Raw genomic sequence first — 22,940 nt, forward strand, 5'->3', positions numbered from 1 at the left:
GAGAATGAGGATGAAAAGAATTTTTAGTCTCTTAAGTGTAGCTGTACTGCTGATTGTAGCAGGTTGTTCCGGAAAGTCGTCAGGAGGAGCGCAGGATACGGCGGGAACACAAGATAAAGCAGAAACGAAGAACATTACCGTCTCAGCAGCGGCCAGTTTGCAACCCGTTCTTGATGAGCTCATTGCCGAGTTTGAAAAAAAACATAAGGATTTTCATGTTACTGTAAACTACGGTGGTTCTGGAGCGTTAGCGCAGCAGATTTCTCAAGGAGCTCCGGTAGACTTGTTTTTATCGGCATCCGCAGATAACGTTGATCAATTAAAGGAAAAGAACCTTGTCAGCAAGGACGTTTTGTTATTAAAAAATGAACTTGTTGTAGCTGTGCCAAAAGAGGGAGCGCAATCGATTTCTGATATCAAGGACTTGGCGAGCAAAAATGTGAAAAAAATCGCCCTTGGAACTCCGGAGACTGTTCCCGCTGGCAAATACGCCGAACAAACGTTGAAATCTTTAAAATTATGGGATGATTTAGACGATAAAATCGTTTATACGAAGGATGTCAGACAGGCTCTGAATTATGTGGAAACCGGCAGCGTTGATGCAGCGTTTGTTTATAAAACAGATGCTCTGTCTTCCAAAAAAGTGAAAACGGCTATAGTAGCAGATCCAAAACTGCATGATCCTATTGATTATGAAATGGCGGTTATTAAGCATAAACATGAACAATGGGCGAAAGATTTTGCTAGCTTCTTACAGGACAAGCACTGCCAAGATGTGTTTAAAAAATACGGTTATTTAATCCCTTCCAAGGAGCATTCATAAATGGCAAGTTCTTTATGGGAACCGATTTTTTTATCCCTAAAGCTCGCTTTTGGAGCAACGATTATCGTGCTTATTTTCGGGCTGGCGGCGGCAAAATGGATGACTGCCTATTCTTTTAAAGGAAAGTTGCTGGTCGAGCTATTGTTTCTTTTACCGATTGTTTTACCACCAACCGTTGTAGGGTTTATATTAATCGTATTGCTTGGCGGGGATTCTATACTTGGGCGGGCGGTTGAGTCGATTTTCGGCCAACCGCTTATGTTTACGCAGTGGGCTGCTTTAATTTCTGCTACGGTTGTATCTTTTCCGCTCATGTACCAATCGCTGAGCATCGGATTTCAAGAAATTAATCAAGAAATCATTCAAGCTGCCCGATTAGACCGTGCATCTTGGCTGCAAATATTAATCTATATTGAACTGCCGCTTATATGGAAAGCGGTAATGGCGGGAATCTTTTTAAGCTTTGCAAGGGCATTGGGCGAATTTGGCGCTACGCTTATGTTCGCAGGCAATATCCCTGGAAAAACTCAAACCACCGCCATCGCCATTTATATGGCGATGGAAAGCGGGGATATGAAAACAGCGTGGACGTTGGTTATCGTGTTGATGTCGATTTCATTTGTATTACTGTTTGTCGTCCAGATGCTGAAGAAGAAATCATCTTAATAGAATCGGAGAATCCTAGGTCGAATGATTTCTTGTTCCTTACTGAGTTTCCGCTTCCCCCCTCGTTCCCCTGAGATTTTGCTTTCGGCTTTTCCCTTTCCCTTTTACAAGTTTCCTGGCAGAAGTTTGATTTTTCCACACGGAATGGGAAATAATCATCTAGACAAAAAAACAGGAACAAGAGTAAAATCAATGAGACATAAATCTCAAACGGGCCGTTAAGGAGAGGAAAATCATGTCGTTATCGGAATTTTTTCTCTCGAAAAGAACGACTTTTGTTGAAATTCATTATGTTATAATGTTTCTCAGCGTAAGGTGCTTTCATTGCTCCATGGACTTTTGTTTACGGCTGTAAAAAACAGCCTTGAGCAAATGAAATCCGTTTGGCAAAAACATGTCACTAAAAAGAAGTGGAATCAAGTAATCAAAGCGGATTTAAAATCCTTTATGGACTAGTGTAAACAACAGGGGGAACCAAAAAAGACATGGGAACATCTTTAGATACAATGAAGAACATTTGGAGAAAATTCCATCTAACCCAAGTGTTTATTTTGCTTCTTTCTATTTGCGTTCTTTTATTACTGGGATTTGTGATCTATTTTATGAAATCAGCAGATGTCGAGTCTTTAAAAAAAGGTCTATCCCAGCAAACGATTATTTATGACAAAGACGGAGACGTTGCCAGTAAATTATCAGCTAATCGCTCAGATAGTGTGCCGATCAAGAAAATACCGGATTCTTTGCAAGACGCTGTGGTTGCGATTGAAGACCATCAATTTTACAACCATAACGGATTTTATTTAAAAGGAATGCTGAGAGCGTTTGTGCAAGATATACTGCATGGAGGAGCGGTCCAAGGTGGAAGCACGATTACGCAGCAGCTGACGAAAAACGCGCTGCTTTCACCGGAAAAAACGTTAAAGCGAAAAATTGAAGAACTCTTTCTTGCGATCCAAATCGAAAAAGTGTACAAGAAAAAAGAAATACTGGAAATGTACTTAAACACCATTTACTTTGGGCAAGGTGCATGGGGAGTACAAAATGCATCGGAAAAGTATTTTGGAAAAAATGTGCAAGATTTGAATTTGAGTGAATCAGCTTTGCTTGCCGGTCTCATTAAGGCTCCGTCCGCCCTTGATCCGTACAATCATTACGAAGCGGCCATCAAACGCCGCAACGTCGTACTGGACCAAATGGTCAAATATGGGTACATCACACAAGATGAAGCGAATAAAGCCAAAAGTACGACCATCGTATTGAAAGACGGAAGCAAGGACCCGCTAAAAGAAAAATATCCTTATTTTGGCGATGCCGTTATTGAAGAAGCTGTCAATCGCTATGGCCTTTCTCAAAAAGATCTTTTGGAGAAGGGATATAAAATTTACACTACGATGGATCAAAATATCCAATCTCAATTGGAAAAAGTGTATAAGGAGGATTGGCTTTTTCCAAAAGGTGTACATGGCGGGGATGTTCAAAGCGCGGTCGTTATGTTAGATCCACATAATGGAGGGGTTTTAGGGGTTGTAGGAAGCCGTGGAGAACATGTATTCCGTGGTTTCAGCTATGCTACGCAAATGAAAACTTCTCCTGGATCTACGATTAAGCCTCTCGCTGTTTATACACCGGCTTTAGAAGAAGGATATGAACCAACGAGCATGCTGAAAGATGAAAAAATGAAATTCGGCGATTATGAGCCTTCCAACTATGACGGAGTGTACAAAGGAGAAGTTCCAATGTACGAAGCGGTTGAAAAATCGCTGAATGTACCGGCTGTTTGGCTTTTAAACGAGATTGGACTGGATAAAGGCGTGGATGCTTTAAAACGTTTCGGAATCCCTCTTGAAAAAGAAGACCGGAACTTGAGCATCGCTCTTGGCGGAATGTATAAAGGGGTCTCGCCATTGCAAATGGCGTCCGCCTATTCGACGTTTGCCAATGGTGGGGTTCGCCAAGAAGGACATTTTATCAGAAAAATTGTGGACCCTGACGGCAAGGTGGTAGCAGAGTGGAAAGGCGAAGGAAAGCGCGTTACAAGTAAAAAAGTAGTTGATGAAATGAATTCTATGCTGTTGAACGTAGTCGCAGAAGGAACTGGAAGAAAAGCATCGATTCCAGGGTATAAGATTGCCGGAAAGACAGGCTCTACTCAGGTGCCGATTGAAGGCGTGGATGGAACAAAGGACCAATGGTTTATTGGGTATACGCCAAACGTGGTGGGAGCTGTCTGGCTTGGCTTTGACAACAACAACGATTACTTGACCAGCAACAGTTCTGATGGAGTAGTCCCAGTATTTCGGGAGGTCATGGAAAAAACGCTGCCGTATATAAAAAATGAATCATTTGATGTAACGCCTATTCAAAAACAAGTAGAGAAAAAGAAGAAAAAAGATTGGAAAGAAAAACTCATCGAAGAATGGAAGAAGCTTTTTTAAAGGCCATAAAGGCCCCTTTTGAACAAATAAATCCGACGAGATAAAACCTTTCTCTCGTCGGGTTTTTTCTGTTTTCGGGAGTTTTATTTTGAAGCGGGCGGAGTGTTAGGGTTGGCGCTTGCTAATGGAAAAGACGTTTTTTTGCTTTTGTCTAATTGGGATGATCGCGGAATGGGAGAGGCTTCTGCAGGAAAAGCAAGCCGAGCGAGACACCGCAGCGAGGTTCAAGCAAGGGAGGTCGTGTATCGCCTGGGAAAAACGAGTGAATTTCGCGATCACCAGCTTGTTCGATATAAAGATTTACATGAAAACAGGGATGCCCCTAGGTCATTTTGACTTTTGGGACGGCAAAAAAGAAACAGTCACGGAAATTACTTTTTTTCACGATGTGGGGAAGTGATTGGTTGGGACCATTCGTTTTGAAAGGAGAGAGAAAAGCCGGGTTTATCTGTTATCCCAATGGGAAGTTGAAATTTTTTAAAATGGTTTTGTTCCAGCGGTCCGGCAGTTTTGGTGGAGTGCTCTTTTAAAAGAACGGTGATAGAGAGAGGAATGATAGAAAAAAATTTAAAAACGAGCGAAAATAAGAGAATAGCGCATTTGTAAGCGGTAACAAAATAAACGGATGATTCAAAAAAGTCAAAAAATTAACCATAAAGGTATTGACCAGAACGAAAAACAGCTGTATTATTTACCTCAATTAAACAATATTCTGATACGGCAGATAAATAAAATTATTCAAAAATTTTTCCGCCATTTAATTTCTATTTTTTAACTATCAAGGAGTGAACAAAAGTGAGTGAGCAATGGATCTATTTAAACGGCAAATTGGTAAAAAAAGAAGATGCGGTCATTTCAGTGTACGACCACGGCTTTTTGTACGGAGATGGCGTATTTGAAGGCATCCGGATGTATAAGGGAGTGGTATTTCGATTAAAAGAACATATTGATCGGCTTTACGACTCCGCCAAATCCATTATGTTGAATATCCCTAAAACAAAGGAAGAAATGACTCAAATCATTGTGGATACGCTAAAAAAGAATGAGTTGGAAGATGCGTATATTCGGGTGGTCGTTTCGAGAGGGGTCGGTGACTTGGGTCTGGATCCGAACAACTGTAAAGGACCTCAAATTATTGTCATAGCTGAACCGCTTGCTCTTTATCCTAAAGAATTATATGAGACTGGAATTGAAATTGTGACGGTAGCAAGCCGACGAAATCGTTCGGATGTGCTTCCACCTCAAGTAAAATCTTTAAACTATCTAAATAATATTCTTGTAAAAATTGAAGCACAGTTGGCAAACGCCAGTGAAGCGTTGATGTTAAACGATCAAGGTTATGTGGCGGAAGGTTCGGGGGATAATATTTTTATCGTAAAGAACGGAGTCGTAAAAACACCTCCTGCTTACGTCGGTGCACTGGAAGGAATTACAAGAAATACAATTATTGAGATTGGAAGAAAATTGGGCTTTGATGTCAGGGAAGAAACGATGACGCGTCACGACGTATATTCGGCGGATGAAGTCTTTTTAACAGGTACGGCAGCGGAAATCATTTCGGTAGTGAAAGTGGACGGAAGAGTGATCGGGGACGGAAAACCTGGTGAATATACGAAGAAATTGTTGGATGCATTCCGTGAATATGTAACAACGGACGGAGTAAAAGTGTATTCAGAAACAAGCGTTCATGCTGGTTGAGGCTTCGGAGGAGATATGGATGCGCAGTGACATGATAAAAAAAGGGATTGACCGAGCCCCTCATCGCAGCCTTTTATACGCGGCAGGGGTCAAAACAGAAGATTTAAACAAACCGTTTATCGGTGTGTGCAATTCGTATATCGATATTATTCCGGGACATGTCCATTTAAAAGAATTTGCGGAAGTGGTCAAAGATGCCATAAGAGAGGCTGGCGGTGTCCCGTTTGAATTTAATACGATCGGGGTAGACGATGGAATCGCCATGGGGCATATCGGAATGCGATACTCCTTGCCCAGCAGGGAACTGATCGCCGATTCGGCAGAGACAGTCATCAATGCCCACTGGTTTGATGGAGTATTCTTTATTCCCAATTGCGATAAAATAACACCTGGTATGCTAATGGCGGCGGTTCGGACGAATGTTCCTTCCGTTTTCGTATCCGGAGGGCCGATGGAAGCAGGCAGAACAAAAGCAGGAAAACCGCTGTCGCTTTCCTCGGTGTTTGAAGGAGTCGGAGCACGATTATCCGGAAGAATTTCGGAAGAAGAATTTGGGGAAATTGAAAGAAACGCTTGTCCGTCTTGTGGTTCTTGTTCGGGGATGTTTACTGCTAACTCAATGAATTCATTGATGGAAGTGCTTGGCATGACACCTCCGGGCAATGCAACGATTGTCGCCACTTCTTCGGAGCGGCGCAAGCTTATCAAGGAAGCCGTCCAATATTTAATGGAGTTGATCGAAAAAGACATCCGACCGCGAGATATTATTACACCAGAAGCTATTGATGATGCGTTTGCTCTTGATATGGCAATGGGCGGTTCCACTAATACGGTTCTTCATACGTTGGCCATCGCAAATGAGGCCGAAATTGAGTACGATTTAAAGCGAATCAACGAAATTGCCAAGAAAGTTCCTTATTTAGCCAAAATCAGTCCTGCCTCGGACTATTCGATGCAGGATGTTCACAGGGCAGGGGGCATTAGCGCAATCATTAAAGAATTGTGTGAAATGGATGGAGTAATCCATAAAGATAGAATCACGATTACCGGAAAAACTTTGTATGAAAATGTAAAAGATGCCAAAATATTGGATGATCAAGTCATCAGAAGAAAGGAAAATCCATACAGTGCTGTCGGCGGACTTTCCATCTTGTATGGAAATATTGCTCCGGATGGAGCCGTCATTAAGGTAGGGGCTGTAGATCCTTCCATCAAGACTTTCCTTGGAGAAGCGATCGTGTTCGATTCGCAGGATGAAGCGTTGAAAGGAATTCACAGCGGATTGGTCCGAGAAGGGCACGTTGTTGTCATTCGATATGAAGGACCTAAAGGCGGACCGGGGATGCCGGAAATGCTTGCTCCTACTTCAGAGATTGCCGGAAGAGGGCTCGATAAAAAAGTGGCTCTCATAACGGATGGAAGATTTTCAGGTGCTTCCCGTGGCATTTCTATAGGTCATATATCCCCTGAAGCTGCTGAAGGCGGTCCAATTGCTTTCATTGAAAATGGAGATCAAATCTTGATCGATCTGGAAAATCGAACGATCAATGTGTTGCTGACAGAAGAAGAAATGACAGAACGAAAGAGACGTTGGGTTCAGCCTGAACCGAAAATTAAAAAAGGCTATTTGGCGAGATATTCCAAACTTGTCACTTCCGCCAGCACAGGCGGGATCATGAAAATTTAATCGATGCAAATCGATGACGAGGTAAAAGTTGCAGGAATTCCGTATTCACAGAGAGCCGGTTGTTGCTGAGAGCCGGTAATACTACCTGCAGCGACATCCCCTCTGAGTGCCGATCTGAACGGAAACTATTAGGATTGGCCGAGTATAATATACTCGTTATCAAAAAGAACAATGTGTCAGTCATTGTTCATGAGGTGGCATTCGTGAGAATGTCATGAATCAGGGTGGTACCGTGGAAAGAATACAGCCTTTTCACCCCTGCGCTATAGGATTGGTAGGCGCAAGGAGTGAAAAGGCTTTTCTTTTTGAGTCAAAAAGTCTAAAGGATGAAACCAACCAGTTGGAGGGAGAATCAATGAGGGCTAATGCAAAAGCGGAAACGGAATCTGTAACGGGGACAATGACAGGTGCAGAAATTCTGATTGAATCATTAAAAAGAGAAAACGTGGAAATCATTTTTGGATATCCTGGTGGAGCTGTATTGCCAATATATGATGCGTTATATAAAAATCCGATTCGCCATATACTGGCAAAACATGAGCAGGGAGCCATTCATGCCGCTGAAGGATACGCGAGAGTATCAGGTAAACCAGGAGTTGTCATCGCTACATCGGGACCTGGTGCAACCAATTTAATTACGGGAATTACAGATGCCATGATGGATTCGTTGCCGCTTGTTATTTTTACAGGTCAAGTCGCCACAAATGTAATCGGCTCAGATGCCTTTCAAGAAGCAGATATTATCGGCATCACGATGCCAATTACTAAGCACAATTATCAAGTTCGTAACTTGAATGACTTGCCGAAAATCGTAAAAGAAGCCTTCCATATTGCGACCACTGGCCGACCGGGGCCTGTATTGATCGATATTCCAAAAGATATCGCCAACAATGAAACACGTCCTTCTTTTGATCATACAGTGGAGTTGCCGGGATATCAGCCTACAATCGTTCCGAATATTTTGCAAATCAGAAAATTGACGGAAGCGATTGCAACGTCGCAAAAACCAGTGATTTTGGCAGGGGCTGGTGTGCTTCATGCTCAAGCTTCCGATGAACTGTTGGCATTTGCTGAGGAAACCAATATACCGGTTGTTAATACACTGCTTGGTTTAGGATCATTTCCGGCTGATCATCCTTTGTTTCTTGGAATGGGGGGGATGCACGGAACCTATACGGCCAATATGGCCATGTATGAATGTGATTTGCTCATTAATTTTGGCGCAAGATTTGATGACCGCTTAACGGGAAATTTAAAGCATTTTGCTCCAAAAGCGAAAGTGGCGCACATTGATATTGATCCAGCAGAAATCGGAAAAAATGTCGAAACGCATATCCCGATTGTAGGTGATGTAAAAGAAGCCTTGAGCCAATTGTTGAAAGAGGATAAGGAAATTCCGGAAATCAATGAATGGCTTCTTCACTTGGAAAAATACAAACGTAATTTTCCGCTTTGGCTTTCAGACGATGAGGAGGGAATTTCACCACAGCGTTTAGTGAAAATGATCCATAAATTTTCGAAAGGTGAAGCGATTGTTTCAACAGATGTGGGCCAGCATCAAATGTGGGTTGCCCAGCATTATGGATTTGTCCGTCCGAACCGTTGGATCACGTCTGGAGGACTGGGAACGATGGGATTTGGTCTTCCGGCGGCCATTGGAGCGCAGTTTGCTGAAGAGGAAGAAACGGTGGTGGCGATCGTTGGAGATGCCGGATTTCAAATGACGCTTCAAGAATTAGCGGTCATAAAAGAATTCGATTTGCCTATAAAAATTTTCATTTTTAACAATCAGGCGTTAGGAATGGTTCGGCAATGGCAGGAAGCCTTTTATGAAGAACGTTATTCCCAATCCTTAACTCCTGTGCAGCCTGACTATGTGAAGCTCGCTGATTCATATGGCATTCGCGGATTTAAGGTTTCAACCGAAAAAGAAGCGGAAGAAGTCATTCGCGAGACATTCAATGATCGTCAACCGGTATTAGTCGACTGTCGAATCAAGCCGATGGAAAAAGTATTTCCTATGATAGCACCGGGAAAAGGACTACATGAAATGATTGGGGTGAAACCATGAGGCGCATTGTGACCGTATCAGTGCTAAATCAAAGCGGAGTTTTGAACCGGATCACCGGTCTGTTCACAAGAAGGCAATTTAATATTGAAAGTATTACGGTTGGACCGACAGAGGCAGAAGGAATTTCAAAAATGACTTTTGTCGTTCATGTAGAAGATGACAGAAAAATGGAGCAATTGACTAAACAGCTGAATAAACAGATTGATGTTTTGAAAGTTTCCGATATTACTGATCAAGCGATCGTCATTCGAGAACTGGCATTAATTAAGGTTATCAGCACTCCTCAAACACGAGGAGAAATCAAAGGAATTATTGAACCTTTCCGGGCAACGATCGTCGATGTAGCAAAAGACAGTGTTACCGTGCAAATTGCCGGAAATTTTGAAAAAGTAGAAACGATCATTGATTTGCTTCGTCCATATGGGATTAAAGAAATATCCAGGACCGGGATCACGGCATTGCCGAGAGGTTCACAAAAATCAGTCACTGATTTCAAGCAATATACCATCTTAAATTAAACAGGAGGATGAAAAAAATGGTAAAAGTATATTATAACGGAGACATTCAAGAATCAGTTTTAAATGGAAAGAAGATTGCTGTCATTGGATATGGTTCCCAAGGTCATGCTCACGCTCAAAACCTTCGAGACAGCGGCTATCAAGTGGTGATCGGACTTCGTCCAGGTAAATCATGGAAACAAGCGGAACAAGATGGTTTTGACGTAAAAACGGTGAGAGCCGCAAGTGAAGAAGCCGATCTTATTATGATTTTACTTCCTGATGAGCGCCAGCCGGAAGTATACAAAAATGAAATTGAACCGGCTTTGTCTGCTGGAAAATCGCTTGTATTTGCTCATGGATTCAATATTCACTTTCGTCAAATTGTACCGCCGAAAGATGTAGATGTCTTTTTGGTTGCGCCAAAAGGGCCCGGACATTTAGTGAGACGGACATATGAAGAAGGCGCTGGTGTTCCGGCTTTGATCGGTGTTCACCAAGACGTAACAGGGGATGCTAAAAATTTAGCGCTTGCCTACGCAAAAGGAATTGGTGCGGCTCGTGCCGGGGTTTTGGAAACTTCCTTTAAAGAAGAAACAGAAACAGACCTTTTTGGAGAACAAGCAGTATTATGCGGGGGGATGACTTCATTAGTGAAAGCTGGATTTGAAACGCTTGTAGAAGCTGGATATCAGCCGGAAATTGCTTATTTTGAGTGTTTGCATGAATTGAAGCTCATTGTGGATTTAATGTATGAAGGCGGATTGGAAAATATGAGGTACTCCATTTCGGATACGGCACAGTGGGGGGATTTTGTCTCCGGACCACGAGTCATCAATGAAGAAACGAAGAAACGGATGAAAGAAGTATTGAGCGATATTCAAACCGGGAAGTTTGCGAAAGGATGGATTTTGGAAAATCAATTGAACCGCCCTGAATTCAATGCCATTAACGAACGGGAAAACAATCATCTGATTGAAGTAGTGGGCAGAGAACTTCGAGAAATGATGCCATTTGTCAAAAAACCATCAAAGAAGGAAGTGGGAGCCGGTGCGAAAAATTGAAATCTTTGATACGACATTAAGAGATGGCGAGCAATCAGCTGGAGTGAATTTGAACACATTAGAAAAAATAGAAATTGCTAAACAATTGGAAAAGCTGGGAGTCGACTGCATTGAAGCAGGCTTCCCGGCTGCTTCTAAAGGAGACCTGGAAGCAGTAAAATTGATTGCCGATACGATCCGCGACAGTTCCGTTACCGGATTGGCTCGATCTACAGAAAGTGATATCGATGCTGCTTGGGAAGCCCTCAAGGATTCTGAAGAACCTCGCATCCATATTTTTATTGCCACTTCACCCATTCATATGAAGTATAAACTGAAAATGTCTCAAGACGAAGTAGTGGAAAGAGCGGTTCGGGCTGTTTCCTATGCGAAGAAAAAATTCCCGAAAGTTCAATTTTCGGCAGAGGATGCCTGTCGCTCAGACCGCGAGTTCTTAGTCCGTATTCTCAATGAGGTTATTCAAGCCGGGGCGGAGATCATTAACATTCCAGATACGGTTGGCTACATTACGCCGCAGCAGTATGGAGAATTGTTCCAATTTTTAAGGAATAATTTACGGAATATTGACAAAATTACTTTATCTGCTCATTGCCATGACGATCTCGGAATGGCCACGGCTAATTCGCTTGCTGCGATTGAAAACGGAGCTAGTCAAATCGAAGGAACGATCAACGGCATCGGGGAACGAGCCGGTAATGCTTCACTTGAAGAAGTAGCTGTGGCTCTTCATATACGGAGCGACTATTATCAAGCGAAAACGGGTCTTGTTTTAAATGAAATAAAGCGAACGAGCGATCTTGTCAGCAAATTGACCGGAATGATCGTGCCGGCAAATAAAGCGGTAGTGGGTGATAATGCCTTTGCTCATGAATCAGGCATTCATCAAGACGGGGTATTAAAAGAAAAAACAACGTATGAAATCATTACTCCTGAACTCATTGGCGTGAATTCAAACCGATTAGTTCTGGGCAAACATTCCGGCCGCCATGCTTTCAGAAATAAAGCCATTGAATTGGGCTTTGAATTGACCGATGAAAAATTGAATGAAGCCTTTACAGTATTTAAAGATTTGGCGGACAAAAAGAAAGAAATTACAGATGCTGATTTATTCGCCATTCTTACGGATAAACAAACGGAAACGGAAATGAAATATACATTGAACCGCGTACAAGTTCAATACGGCACTGACAATATTCCAACAGCGACGATTGCTGTCACGCTGGCGGACGGTTCACAAGTGAGTGAAGCCTCTACAGGATCGGGAAGTGTGGAAGCGATCTATAACACGATTGAACGGATTTTCGGCCGGTCAGTAAAGCTATTAGACTATAAGATCAACTCGGTTGGAGGGGGACGCGATGCTCTTGCCGATGTCTATGTCCGAATTTCTTGCGATGGACTGGAAACAAGCGGAAGGGGAACAGCACAAGATGTGTTGGAAGCCTCAGCCCGTGCATACTTAAATGCCGTCAATAGAATTCTTTCGCTTGAAAGTTTAAAAGCGATCCAAAAAGCAAATGTGTCGATTTAATTTACTGGAGGGGTTGAAATGAAAAAGAAAATTGCGGTTCTGCCGGGTGATGGAATCGGCCGAGAAGTGGCAAAAGGAGCAGTCGAAGTGTTAAAAGCGGTTGGCGGTCGGTTTGGACATGAATTTGAAATGGAATTTGCCAACATCGGAGGGGCTGCAATTGATCAAGAACAAATACCTCTTTCGGAAAAAACGATTGATCTCTGTAAACAGAGTGATGCGGTATTGCTGGGAGCGGTGGGAGGTCCTAAATGGGACTCCCTCCCCAGCCATCTGCGACCGGAAAAAGGACTGTTAAAGATTCGGAAAGAACTTGGTCTATTTGCTAATTTACGCCCGGTAAAAGCCTTTCAAAGCCTTCTTTCTTCTTCTCCTCTGAAAAAGGAAATTGTTGAGGATGTCGATTTAATGATTGTCCGGGAACTGACAGGCGGATTGTATTTCGGAAAACCGAGCGAGCGGCGGGGAGAAAATCAAGAAGTGGCTGTTGATACTTTGCTTTATACAAAAGACGAAATAAAAAGAATTGTAGACAAAGCGTTTCAAATCGCTAAAGTAAGAAGGAAAAAAGTGGTATCCGTTGATAAAGCAAATGTGTTGGAATCAAGCCGAATGTGGAGGGAAGTAGTGGAAGAAACAGCTGTCCGCTATTCAGAGGTGGAATATGAACACATGTATGTTGATGCAGCCGCTATGAAGCTTATTCATAACCCGAAAGACTTCGATGTAGTGGTCACGGAAAATATGTTTGGAGATATTTTAAGCGATGAAGCGTCTATGATTACCGGCTCTTTAGGCATGCTGCCGTCGGCCAGTCTACGGGAAGACGGATTCGGGCTTTATGAACCGGTTCATGGATCAGCACCTGATATTGCAGGACAGGACAAAGCCAATCCGCTAGCGATGATTTTATCTACTGCTATGATGCTGAAATATACTTTTGGATTCAATCATGAAGCAGAAGCAATAGAACAAGCGGTGGACGATGTATTAAAGGATGGATATCGAACGTTTGATTTACGCCATACGGGAAGCCGTGTAGTGGGAACGGAAAAAATGATTGATCTGGTTGTGAAGCGAGTTCAAGAAGATCGTGCGATTGCTTCTACCATGGCTTAACAGATTATGAATCGATAGCAATTGTCCATGTACATTGAGACTGTGGAAAGAAGCGTTTATTTGACCTAGTTTCCATACCAATTCATAGAGGAGGGACAGCCATTGCAGCCGAAGACAATTATTGAAAAAATATGGGAACAGCATGTGGTGCATCGTGAGGAAGGAAAACCGGACTTATTATATATTGATTTGCACTTAGTACATGAAGTCACATCTCCTCAAGCTTTTGAAGGACTCCGCATGAAAAATCGAAAAGTGAGACGGCCCGATCTGACATACGCTACGATGGATCATAACGTTCCTACGATGAACAGACATATTGTAAACGATCCTATTTCAAAAACGCAGATGGAAAAATTATATGAAAACTGTAAGGAGTTTGGCATTGAATTGGCGGATATCAACCATCCGGATCAAGGAATAGTCCATGTGATCGGTCCTGAGCTTGGGTTGACGCAGCCGGGGAAAACCATCGTATGCGGTGACAGCCATACTTCTACTCATGGAGCATTTGGCGCTCTCGCATTTGGAATCGGGACAAGCGAGGTCGAACATGTATTGGCGACTCAAACTCTTTGGCAAGCAAAACCAAAGACGCTGCAAATCAAAGTGAACGGGAAACTGGGATTTGGCGTGACGGCCAAAGATTTGATTTTGGGCATCATATCCAAATTTGGAATTGATGCCGGAACCGGCTATATTATCGAGTATACGGGTGAAGCCATTCGCAAACTTTCCATGGAAGAACGGATGACTGTTTGCAATATGTCCATTGAAGCAGGAGCCCGTGCCGGTCTCGTTAGTCCGGATGAAGTGACATTTAATTATTTAAAAGGTAGAAAGTATGTTCCAAAAGGCGAGGAATTTGAAAAATTAGTGGAATATTGGAAGACATTGGCGACGGATGAAGGAGCGGTTTACGACAAAACGCTCGAAATTGATGCTTCAGAAATTGAACCACAAGTGACGTGGGGAACAAATCCTTCGATGGGTACAGGAATAAGTGGAATTGTTCCTTTTCCCGAAAAATTCGAAAGAGCACAAGACCGTGAAGCGGCGGAAAGAGCGATCGAATATATGGGCTTAAAGCCGGGAACGAGAATGGAAGACATTCCGATCGACTATGTTTTTATCGGATCGTGTACCAATTCCAGGCTGAGCGACTTGCGGTCAGCAGCAGAGGTTGTCAAAGGGCGGAAAGTCCATAATGGCGTGAAAGCGATTGTTGTACCTGGTTCTCAGTCTGTCAAAAAAGCAGCTGAAGAAGAAGGGTTAGATCGAATTTTTACAGAAGCAGGATTTGAATGGCGTGAATCCGGATGCAGCATGTGTTTGGCGATGAATGAGGACATTGTTCCAGCAGGAAAGCGTTGTGCTTCCACTTCTAACCGAAATTTTGAAGGGCGCCAAGGAAATGGTTCTAGAACCCATCTGGTCAGCCCTCCTATGGCAGCGGCTGCAGCCATAGCGGGAAGATTTATGGATGTTCGCAAACTAACTGGAATTTATCAATAGGAGATGTAGCCATATGGAACCAATCAATAAGTTTAATGGGATTGTTTGTCCTCTGAATAGAACGAATGTCGATACGGACCAAATTATACCGAAACAGTTTTTAAAGCGAATTGAGCGTAAAGGCTTTGGCCAGTTTTTATTTTATCATTGGCGTTTTGACGACGACGGCAATGTGAGGGAAGATTTTATTTTAAACGATCCTCAATATAAAGACGCCAGTATTTTAGTGGCAGGAGAAAACTTTGGTTGCGGTTCTTCCCGTGAACACGCTCCGTGGGCTTTAATGGATTATGGATTTAAAATCATTATTGCCCCCAGCTTTGCTGATATTTTCTATAATAATTGTTTGAAGAACGGACTATTGCCGATAAAATTAACGGCAGAAGAGGTGTCTCTGCTGTTGGAAAAAGCATCAGAACCTGGCTACCGTCTCTTTGTGGATTTGAAAAACCAGCATGTGACGGATCGAAAAGGATTTTTGGCTACGTTTATGATGGATCCTTATTGGAAGGAAATGCTGTTAAACGGATGGGATGAAATTGCCGTCACTCTTAATTTAGAAGATGAAATTCGAGCTTATGAGGAGAGAAGGGAAAAAACAGTACAGGCGAAATAGGCCTAATCTTCATCATCGAAGTGATGACAAAAAAAGCTGCCGGGGGTTGGCCCCGGCAGCTTTTTCGTGTGCGCCCGGCATGGGTGTAATCTATAGGGTGAAAGTCCCGAGCTGCGAAGGCAGAAGTAGCAGTTAGCTTAACGCAAGGGTGTCCGTGGTGACGCGGAATCTGAAGGAAGCGGGCGGCAAACTTCCGATCTGAGGAACACGAACTTCATAGGAGGCTAGGTATCACTGGGTGAGTTTGCACAACAAAACAAAGCCCTTTCTGCCGAAGGTGATACAGAGTAAATGAAGCAGATGGATGGAAGGAAAGATTACACTCTTACCCGGGGAGGTCTGATGGATACGTGAAGTACCCTTCATAACCTACTTAGTGATAAGTAGCTGAGCCATCAGAAGTCAGCAGAGGTCATAGTACGAATTGGTCTAGAACAATTCGGAAGGACTGAACAATTAAGAGAGAATAGCCCTTTGCATTCAGTGTGTCATGTTGAACACAGAAAACGTAGTACCTCACTTGAGGAAGGAAACGGTGAATCCCGTGGGGGACCTCTTGGAGGGTGGAGTGACCACTGGCATAAGAAGATAAGCTATTCACGGAAGGAAGAATAACAATGCTTTTGAATCAAATCCTGTCACGGGAGAATATGCTTTTAGCTTTACAAAGAGTAGAAAAGAACAAAGGTAGCCATGGAGTAGATATGATGCCCGTACAAAACCTACGTCAGCACATAGTCGAAAACTGGATATCCATTAAAGAAGCTATTCTCAAGGGTACCTATGAACCAATGCCTGTTCGAAGAGTCGAAATCCCGAAACCTGATGGCGGTGTTCGGTTACTAGGTATTCCAACCGTAACAGACCGTTTGATTCAACAAGCAATTGCCCAAGTATTATCGAGGATATATGACCCTATGTTCTCCGAACATAGTTATGGGTTTCGTTCAAATCGAAGTGCTCATGACGCAGTTAGGAAAGCAAAAGGCTATATCAGAGATGGTTATAGATGGGTAGTAGACATGGATTTAGAAAAGTTCTTCGATCGAGTGAATCATGACAGGCTGATGAGTACATTAGCCAAGACTATTAAAGAAAAGCCACTATTGAAGCTAATCCGCAAATATCTACAAGCTGGTGTCATGATTAATGGTGTGGTATCTAGGACAGAAGAAGGGACGCCGCAAGGTGGCCCCCTAAGCCCTTTACTTTCGAATATTGTACTAGATGAACTAGACAAAGAATTAGAGAAAAGAGGGCATAAATTTGTTCGTTATGCCGATGACTGTAATATTTACGTGAAGTCAAAACGGGCTGGTGAAAGAACCATGGCTAGTGTCAAACGATTTATTGAGGGAAAACTTCGTCTAAAAGTCAACGAGAAGAAATCTGCGGTTGACCGACCATGGAAACGAAAGTTTCTAGGATTTAGTTTTACACCTTCAAAAGAGCCAAAAGTTCGGATTGCCAAGCAAAGTCTAAAACGAATGAAGAAAAAGGTGCGAGAAATCACGTCAAGAAAAATACCATACCCAATGGAATATCGGATTAAGAAACTTAACCAATATCTACTTGGATGGTGTGGATATTTTGCATTAGCAGACACAAAGAGTATCTTTGAAGATTTGGATGGCTGGATTCGACGAAGACTCCGGATGTGTTTATGGAAAAACTGGAAGACCTCAAAGACCAGGATACGCAACCTCATAAAACTAGGAGTTCCTGAATGGAAAGCTTATGAATGGGGGAACAGTCGTAAAGGTTATTGGCGAATCTCAAAAAGTCCCATATTACACAGAACCCTTGGAAACTCCTATTGGAGTAACCAAGGGCTTAAAAGTCTACAGAAACGTTATGAATTCTTGCGTCATTTATCTTGATTGAACCGCCGTATACGGAACCGTACGTACGGTGGTGTGAGAGGACGGGAGTTAATCGCTCCCTCCTACTCGATTCCATGAGAAAATAGGATTCTTTCTTAAATCATGATGAGCCTTTTTTCAATTGTTATCCTATTTGCATGTATAATAAATGGAACAAGGGCTCTTTTTATGTGAAAGAGGCCGAATGCAAAACAGAAAGAAGGTTGCAAACGAATGAAATTGTTTTATGACACTATCCCTTATTCAAAGGAACGGTTTTTTCGGAAATTTTGCCAATTAGTAAAGGGAAAGTCGCATTATGCTTTGCTGGAAAGTGGACGATCCGGCCGATACAGCATCGCTGGAATTGAACCTTTTGCCGTGATTGAAGGGCAACAAAATGGGATTCAGGTGACAATGAATGGCCGCGATAAATGGATGGAAGGTCAACCGCTTCGAATGATTGAACAATGGCTGCGACCTTATAAACTGGATCCGGCTCCGGGACTGCCTGAATTTCAAGGCGGATTAATAGGCTTTATAAGCTATGATTATGCTCGCCTTATTGAAAAATTGCCCCATTTAGCGCAAGATGATCTGGACCTTCCGCTTCTATATTTTTATTTTTTTCGAGAATGGGTTGTTTTTGATCATGAAACGAATTGTCTGTGGGTGATGACATTAGCTGAATCTGAGGATAGTCGATATGGTTTGGATACGTGGAAGGAAATGTGGCAATCCGAACTGAAGGAAAGCGAAGAGATCGAATCACCTGTTCCTGCTATTTCGGGAAAAGATCTTGAAGTGTCGCTGTCGGAAAAAGAATTTATTCATGCAGTGGAAAAAATTCAAGAATACATTGCCAGCGGGGATGTCTTTCAAGTCAATTTGTCCGTTCGCCAAGCGAAAACGCTGCATGTCCCGGCTCTTGAAGTGTACAAAACATTACGCAGCATCAATCCTTCTCCGTATATGGGATATATACACTCCAACGATTTTCAAATAGTATGCGGATCTCCGGAGTTGTTGGTGAAAAAGACCGGACAAAGGGTAAAAACGCGTCCGATTGCCGGCACCCGTTCTCGAGGAAAGAGCGAGGAGGAAGATCAGATTTTGGCGAATGAATTGCTCGGAAACGTGAAGGAACGAGCGGAACATGTCATGCTGGTGGATTTGGAACGAAACGATTTAGGACGGGTATGTCAGTATGGCACTGTTCGGGTCAATGAATTGATGACGATCGAAAAATATTCCCATGTCATGCATCTAGTATCTGAAGTCGAAGGGATATTGGCAGAAGAAAAAAATGCTTTTGACGTGATTGATGCCGTTTTTCCGGGAGGGACGATCACAGGTGCACCGAAAGTTCGGACGATGGAAATCATAGAAGAATTGGAGAATGTTCGCCGAGGAGTTTATACAGGATCGATTGGCTGGATCGGGTTGAATGGCGATATGGATCTTAATATCGTGATCCGGACGATGATTGCCAAAAATGGAAAAGCCTATGTGCAGGCTGGGGCAGGTATTGTTCTGGATTCCCGACCTCAATATGAATACAAAGAATCATTGAAAAAAGCGGCGGCACTATGGAAGGCAAAAGAAATGGCAGAAAAAAAGGAGGCGCTCACATGATTTTAATGATCGATAATTATGATTCCTTTACTTATAATCTCGTTCAATACATAGGGGAGTTAGGAGAAGAGATCATTGTAAAAAGAAACGATTGTCTCTCGATTCGCGATATAGAAAACCTTTCTCCTGATTTTTTAATGATTTCACCTGGGCCCTGCACGCCAAATGAAGCGGGGATAAGTTTGGAGGCTATCCGCTATTTTGCAGGCCGTATTCCCATTTTTGGAGTTTGTCTCGGCCATCAAGCGATAGCGCAGGCTTTTGGCGGAAACATTATTCGGGCCGAAAAACAAATGCACGGAAAAACATCTGCCATTTTTCACGACGGCCGCACCATCTTTCGCGATGTTCCTAATCCGTTTCGAGCCACTAGATACCATTCGCTTATAGTGGATAAAGACTCTCTTCCGCACTGTTTTGAAATCTCGGCTTGGACGGAGGAAGGGGAGATTATGGCGTTACGTCATCGATCCTATTCGATAGAAGGTGTCCAATTTCATCCAGAATCGATTTTAACGGAATTCGGTAAGCAGCTTTTGTCCAATTTTTTCAATACTTATCGGAAGCAGGAAGCGAACGGGGGACTGACAAGATGATCGTCTATCTCAATGGTCAGTTTATAGAAAAAGAAAAAGCGATGATCTCGCCGTTTGATCATGGATATTTATATGGTCTCGGCGTTTTTGAGACCATTCCTACATATTCTGGTCATCCTTTTCTTTTAGATGACCATCTTGAACGCCTTAATGAAGGGGTAAAAGAATTGCGTATTCGTGCATCGATGACGAGGAAAAAAGCGTTGGACATTATTCAGGAACTTTGCCGACGCAATGGGCTGACGGATTCGTCGGTGCGTTTGAATGTTTCGGCGGGACTCGGAGAGATGGGAATGCAAAACGAACCATATCATCGACCGACTATTTTCGTTTTCCAGCGGCCCTTCAAGCGTCTCCATGCCATGAAAGAAAAAGAAGCAGTCTTATTAACATTGCCGAGAAACACGCCGGAAACGGGAAAACGATTAAAATCTCACCACTTTTTGAATAATGTGGCCGCAAAATGGGAAATGGGAAGCAATGGAGAACAAGAAGGCATTTTTTTGACGAAAGAAGGGCATTTAGCGGAAGGCATTGTATCCAATCTTTTTTGGGTAAAAGAGGGAACGATTTTTACTCCTTGTTTACAAACGGGCATTTTAGATGGCGTCACGAGGCGATTCATTATGAAATTGGCAGAGAGACTTCATATTCCGGTGCAAGAGGGATATTTTTTTCCGGAAGAATTGGATTATGCAGAAGAAATCTTTTTAACCAATTCCATTATTGAAATTGCTCCAGTTCGAAAAATGGGAGATCGCTTTTATCCGGGAATCCGAGGAAAATACGTGCGTACACTTTGGGAGGAATATCAGCGTTATTGCTCTTATTTATGGTCAGCAAAAGCATTGTCCGTTTAAGTAGTGAATAATCTTTTTCGACATTTGAACACAAGGCTAGGGGAAAGAAAGATCGGGCTTTGGAAGCTGTGTTTAAGAATAGCGTATCTTGAAAGATCTGATAGAAAATTTGCAATTGCATAAAGGGAGCCAAAAACAGAATTTGATGAAATTTTTTAAAACCAAAAAATTGACAGAATTCTTATGATAAGACTATGATAAAAATGGTTTAACAGTTAAAAAGAACGGTCATGTTAGGAGGATGGGAAATGGAGTATCGTATTGAAAAGGACACCCTTGGCGAAGTGAAGGTTCCGAAAGACAAATATTGGGGTGCGCAAACAGAAAGAAGTCGAAATAACTTTAAAATTAGTATAGAAAAAATGCCTCTTGATCTCATTTATGCTTATGCTCATTTAAAGAAAGCAGCGGCTGTTGTGAATCATGAGTTAGGAAAATTAAACGCTGCCAAAAAAGAAGCTATTGTGCAAGTATGCGATGAGATTTTAGAAGGAAAATGGGATGAACATTTTCCGTTGTCTGTTTGGCAAACAGGAAGCGGCACTCAGACGAACATGAATGTCAATGAAGTTATTTCTCATCGCGGGAATGAACTGTTGCATAATGAAGAAACGATTCATCCAAACGACGATGTCAACATGTCTCAAAGTTCAAATGACACATTTCCTACAGCCATGCATATTGCCGTGTACAATGCCTTTCAAAAACGGCTTGTCCCTGCGTTGCAGCAATTAAAGGCCACACTGAAAGACAAAGAAGTTCAATACATGAAATTGATTAAAATCGGAAGAACTCACTTACAGGATGCTACACCATTAACGCTTGGGCAAGAAATTTCAGGTTGGCGGACCATGTTGGAGCGGACGGAACAAATGCTGAAAGATTCCAGTGCCTACATTCTAAATCTGGCTATTGGGGGAACCGCAGTTGGAACAGGAATCAACGCAGACCCCACATTTGGCCCCAAAGTGGCAAAAGAACTGGAGAAACAGACAGGATATCCGTTCCGATCTTCTGATAATAAATTTCATGCTTTGACAAGCCATGATGAAATCGTTCACTTCCACGGTGCATTGAAAGCGTTGGCGGCGGATTTAATGAAGATCGCCAATGATATTCGTTGGCTTGCAAGCGGGCCGAGAAGCGGACTGGGAGAATTGACGATCCCGGCTAATGAACCGGGAAGTTCGATTATGCCAGGAAAGGTAAATCCTACTCAATGCGAAGCAATTACCATGATAGCGGCACAAGTTTTTGGCAATGATGCTACAATTGGATTTGCCGCCAGTCAGGGAAATTTTGAATTAAATGTTTTTAAACCGGTTATTATATATAATGTTCTCCAATCCATCCGATTATTGGCAGACGGAATGGTTTCTTTTGAAGAGAAATGTGTCCGTGGTATAGAAGCCAATCAAGAAGTGATCGATAAATTAATGAATCAATCTTTAATGTTGGTCACGGCCTTAAACCCATATATCGGTTATGAAAAAGCAGCCGAAATTGCAAAATTGGCGTTTAAAGAGGGGACGACATTAAAAGAAGCCGCATTAAAAACTGGATATGTAACAGAAGAACAGTTCGATGAATGGGTGGACCCATCCAGAATGATTCATTTGTAGGCGAAAGCCTTAAGCTAGTTATGTTCTTTTTTTAAAAGAAGGTCTATGATTTAGTGAAAGGTTACTTAGTTGACTTTAATCGTTAATGGAAGAAGGAGAGGCATCAGAAAAGATGCCTCTCCACAGCCATATCCTATTCAGTTATTGTTGTTGACCTTGGTAACCGCTGATTTGTTGTTGAGCTAAAGAAACCAAACGTTTTGTAATTTCTCCCCCTACAGAACCGTTAGCGCGGGAAGTCGTATCTGCTCCAAGATTGACTCCAAATTCTTGAGCGATTTCGTATTTCATTTGGTCGATAGCTTGTTGAGCGCCTGCTACTACTAATTGGTTGCTGCTATTGCTTCTATTTGTTGCCATTTTAAGTTCATCTCCTTATTGTATTTTTGGGTTAGGCTGGAATTGCACCAGACTAAAGGAATCAATTTTCCTTTCCGCTTGGCTAACCCGAGATGTTGTGAATGAATGTTATGATTGGCTGGCTGTACTAGTATTATGTTTCGGTTTTTTTGTATTATTCGAAGATCGGCAAGGTAGTTATTTCCTTTTAAAAAAGGAGAAACCCGCTTCTTTATCAAAACGTGCCGACTCCTGAAACGAAGATCCCTCCTACAATTGAGTTGCCGACGACTCGTCTATTGCG

At 42.5% G+C, this 22,940-nt stretch carries 19 protein-coding genes; 18 read left to right on the top strand and 1 reads right to left on the bottom strand.

From position 1 onward, the window contains the following. Positions 1 to 10: 10 nt before the first annotated feature. From modA to fumC, 18 genes are all read left to right on the top strand, one after another. Positions 11 to 823, top strand: a complete 813-nt coding sequence (gene modA, locus NST12_RS04040; RefSeq protein ID WP_328203221.1) for a molybdate ABC transporter substrate-binding protein — start codon at positions 11 to 13, stop codon at positions 821 to 823. Further along, the gene (modB, locus tag NST12_RS04045; protein WP_048622808.1) at positions 824 to 1,489 is read left to right on the top strand and encodes a molybdate ABC transporter permease subunit; all 666 of its coding nucleotides are present in this window, start codon (positions 824 to 826) and stop codon (positions 1,487 to 1,489) included. A gap of 485 nt (positions 1,490 to 1,974) precedes the next feature. Further along, positions 1,975 to 3,924 (top strand): transglycosylase domain-containing protein, encoded by a 1,950-nt coding sequence (locus NST12_RS04050; protein ID WP_053083216.1) that lies wholly within the window; start codon positions 1,975 to 1,977, stop codon positions 3,922 to 3,924. Positions 3,925 to 4,035: 111 nt separating this feature from the next. Beyond that, a complete protein-coding gene (locus NST12_RS04055; RefSeq protein ID WP_061778483.1) occupies positions 4,036 to 4,260 on the top strand; it encodes a hypothetical protein in 225 nt (74 codons plus the stop codon). A gap of 459 nt (positions 4,261 to 4,719) precedes the next feature. Continuing rightward, positions 4,720 to 5,622, top strand: coding sequence for a branched-chain-amino-acid transaminase (gene ilvE / locus NST12_RS04060; protein ID WP_003353203.1), 903 nt, complete (start codon positions 4,720 to 4,722; stop codon positions 5,620 to 5,622). 19 nt (positions 5,623 to 5,641) lie between these two features. Further along, positions 5,642 to 7,309, top strand: coding sequence for a dihydroxy-acid dehydratase (gene ilvD, locus NST12_RS04065; RefSeq protein ID WP_048622810.1), 1,668 nt, complete (start codon positions 5,642 to 5,644; stop codon positions 7,307 to 7,309). 355 nt (positions 7,310 to 7,664) lie between these two features. Then, positions 7,665 to 9,380: an acetolactate synthase large subunit gene (gene ilvB, locus NST12_RS04070; RefSeq protein ID WP_048622811.1), complete on the top strand. Its 1,716-nt coding sequence runs from the start codon at positions 7,665 to 7,667 to the stop codon at positions 9,378 to 9,380. Further along, positions 9,377 to 9,898, top strand: a complete 522-nt coding sequence (gene ilvN / locus NST12_RS04075; protein ID WP_048622812.1) for an acetolactate synthase small subunit — start codon at positions 9,377 to 9,379, stop codon at positions 9,896 to 9,898. Before ilvB ends, ilvN begins: the two co-directional genes overlap by 4 nt. Positions 9,899 to 9,915: 17 nt before the next feature. Beyond that, positions 9,916 to 10,941: a ketol-acid reductoisomerase gene (gene ilvC, locus NST12_RS04080; RefSeq protein WP_003353197.1), complete on the top strand. Its 1,026-nt coding sequence runs from the start codon at positions 9,916 to 9,918 to the stop codon at positions 10,939 to 10,941. Further along, the gene (locus NST12_RS04085; protein ID WP_003353196.1) at positions 10,928 to 12,472 is read left to right on the top strand and encodes a 2-isopropylmalate synthase; all 1,545 of its coding nucleotides are present in this window, start codon (positions 10,928 to 10,930) and stop codon (positions 12,470 to 12,472) included. Before ilvC ends, NST12_RS04085 begins: the two co-directional genes overlap by 14 nt. An 18-nt stretch (positions 12,473 to 12,490) precedes the next feature. Continuing rightward, positions 12,491 to 13,591 (top strand): 3-isopropylmalate dehydrogenase, encoded by a 1,101-nt coding sequence (gene leuB, locus NST12_RS04090; RefSeq protein WP_270583395.1) that lies wholly within the window; start codon positions 12,491 to 12,493, stop codon positions 13,589 to 13,591. 102 nt (positions 13,592 to 13,693) lie between these two features. Next, positions 13,694 to 15,106, top strand: a complete 1,413-nt coding sequence (leuC, locus tag NST12_RS04095) for a 3-isopropylmalate dehydratase large subunit (protein ID WP_341100342.1) — start codon at positions 13,694 to 13,696, stop codon at positions 15,104 to 15,106. Between the two features lie 13 nt (positions 15,107 to 15,119). Further along, the gene (gene leuD, locus NST12_RS04100; RefSeq protein WP_341095175.1) at positions 15,120 to 15,722 is read left to right on the top strand and encodes a 3-isopropylmalate dehydratase small subunit; all 603 of its coding nucleotides are present in this window, start codon (positions 15,120 to 15,122) and stop codon (positions 15,720 to 15,722) included. A 617-nt stretch (positions 15,723 to 16,339) separates the two neighbouring features. Next, positions 16,340 to 17,602 (top strand): group II intron reverse transcriptase/maturase, encoded by a 1,263-nt coding sequence (gene ltrA / locus NST12_RS04105; protein ID WP_003354109.1) that lies wholly within the window; start codon positions 16,340 to 16,342, stop codon positions 17,600 to 17,602. A 216-nt stretch (positions 17,603 to 17,818) separates the two neighbouring features. Beyond that, positions 17,819 to 19,219 (top strand): anthranilate synthase component I family protein, encoded by a 1,401-nt coding sequence (locus NST12_RS04110; RefSeq protein ID WP_341100344.1) that lies wholly within the window; start codon positions 17,819 to 17,821, stop codon positions 19,217 to 19,219. Then, the gene (gene pabA, locus NST12_RS04115) at positions 19,216 to 19,815 is read left to right on the top strand and encodes an aminodeoxychorismate/anthranilate synthase component II (RefSeq protein ID WP_341028656.1); all 600 of its coding nucleotides are present in this window, start codon (positions 19,216 to 19,218) and stop codon (positions 19,813 to 19,815) included. Before NST12_RS04110 ends, pabA begins: the two co-directional genes overlap by 4 nt. Next, the gene (gene pabC / locus NST12_RS04120; RefSeq protein ID WP_341100348.1) at positions 19,812 to 20,675 is read left to right on the top strand and encodes an aminodeoxychorismate lyase; all 864 of its coding nucleotides are present in this window, start codon (positions 19,812 to 19,814) and stop codon (positions 20,673 to 20,675) included. The genes pabA and pabC overlap by 4 nt, the downstream gene beginning before the upstream one ends. A gap of 248 nt (positions 20,676 to 20,923) precedes the next feature. After that, complete coding sequence (gene fumC, locus NST12_RS04125) at positions 20,924 to 22,297, top strand: class II fumarate hydratase (protein ID WP_341028660.1); 1,374 nt, start codon at positions 20,924 to 20,926, stop codon at positions 22,295 to 22,297. A gap of 141 nt (positions 22,298 to 22,438) precedes the next feature. Here fumC and NST12_RS04130 read toward each other — a convergent pair whose 3' ends face one another. Beyond that, positions 22,439 to 22,657, bottom strand: a complete 219-nt coding sequence (locus NST12_RS04130) for an alpha/beta-type small acid-soluble spore protein (protein ID WP_048622819.1) — start codon at positions 22,655 to 22,657, stop codon at positions 22,439 to 22,441. Between the last annotated feature and the right edge of the window lie 283 nt (positions 22,658 to 22,940).

The sequence above is a fragment of the Bacillus sp. FSL W8-1127 genome, assembly GCF_038006725.1.
In the GTDB taxonomy this organism is placed as follows: Bacteria; Bacillota; Bacilli; order Bacillales; family DSM-4216; genus Bacillus_O; species Bacillus_O smithii.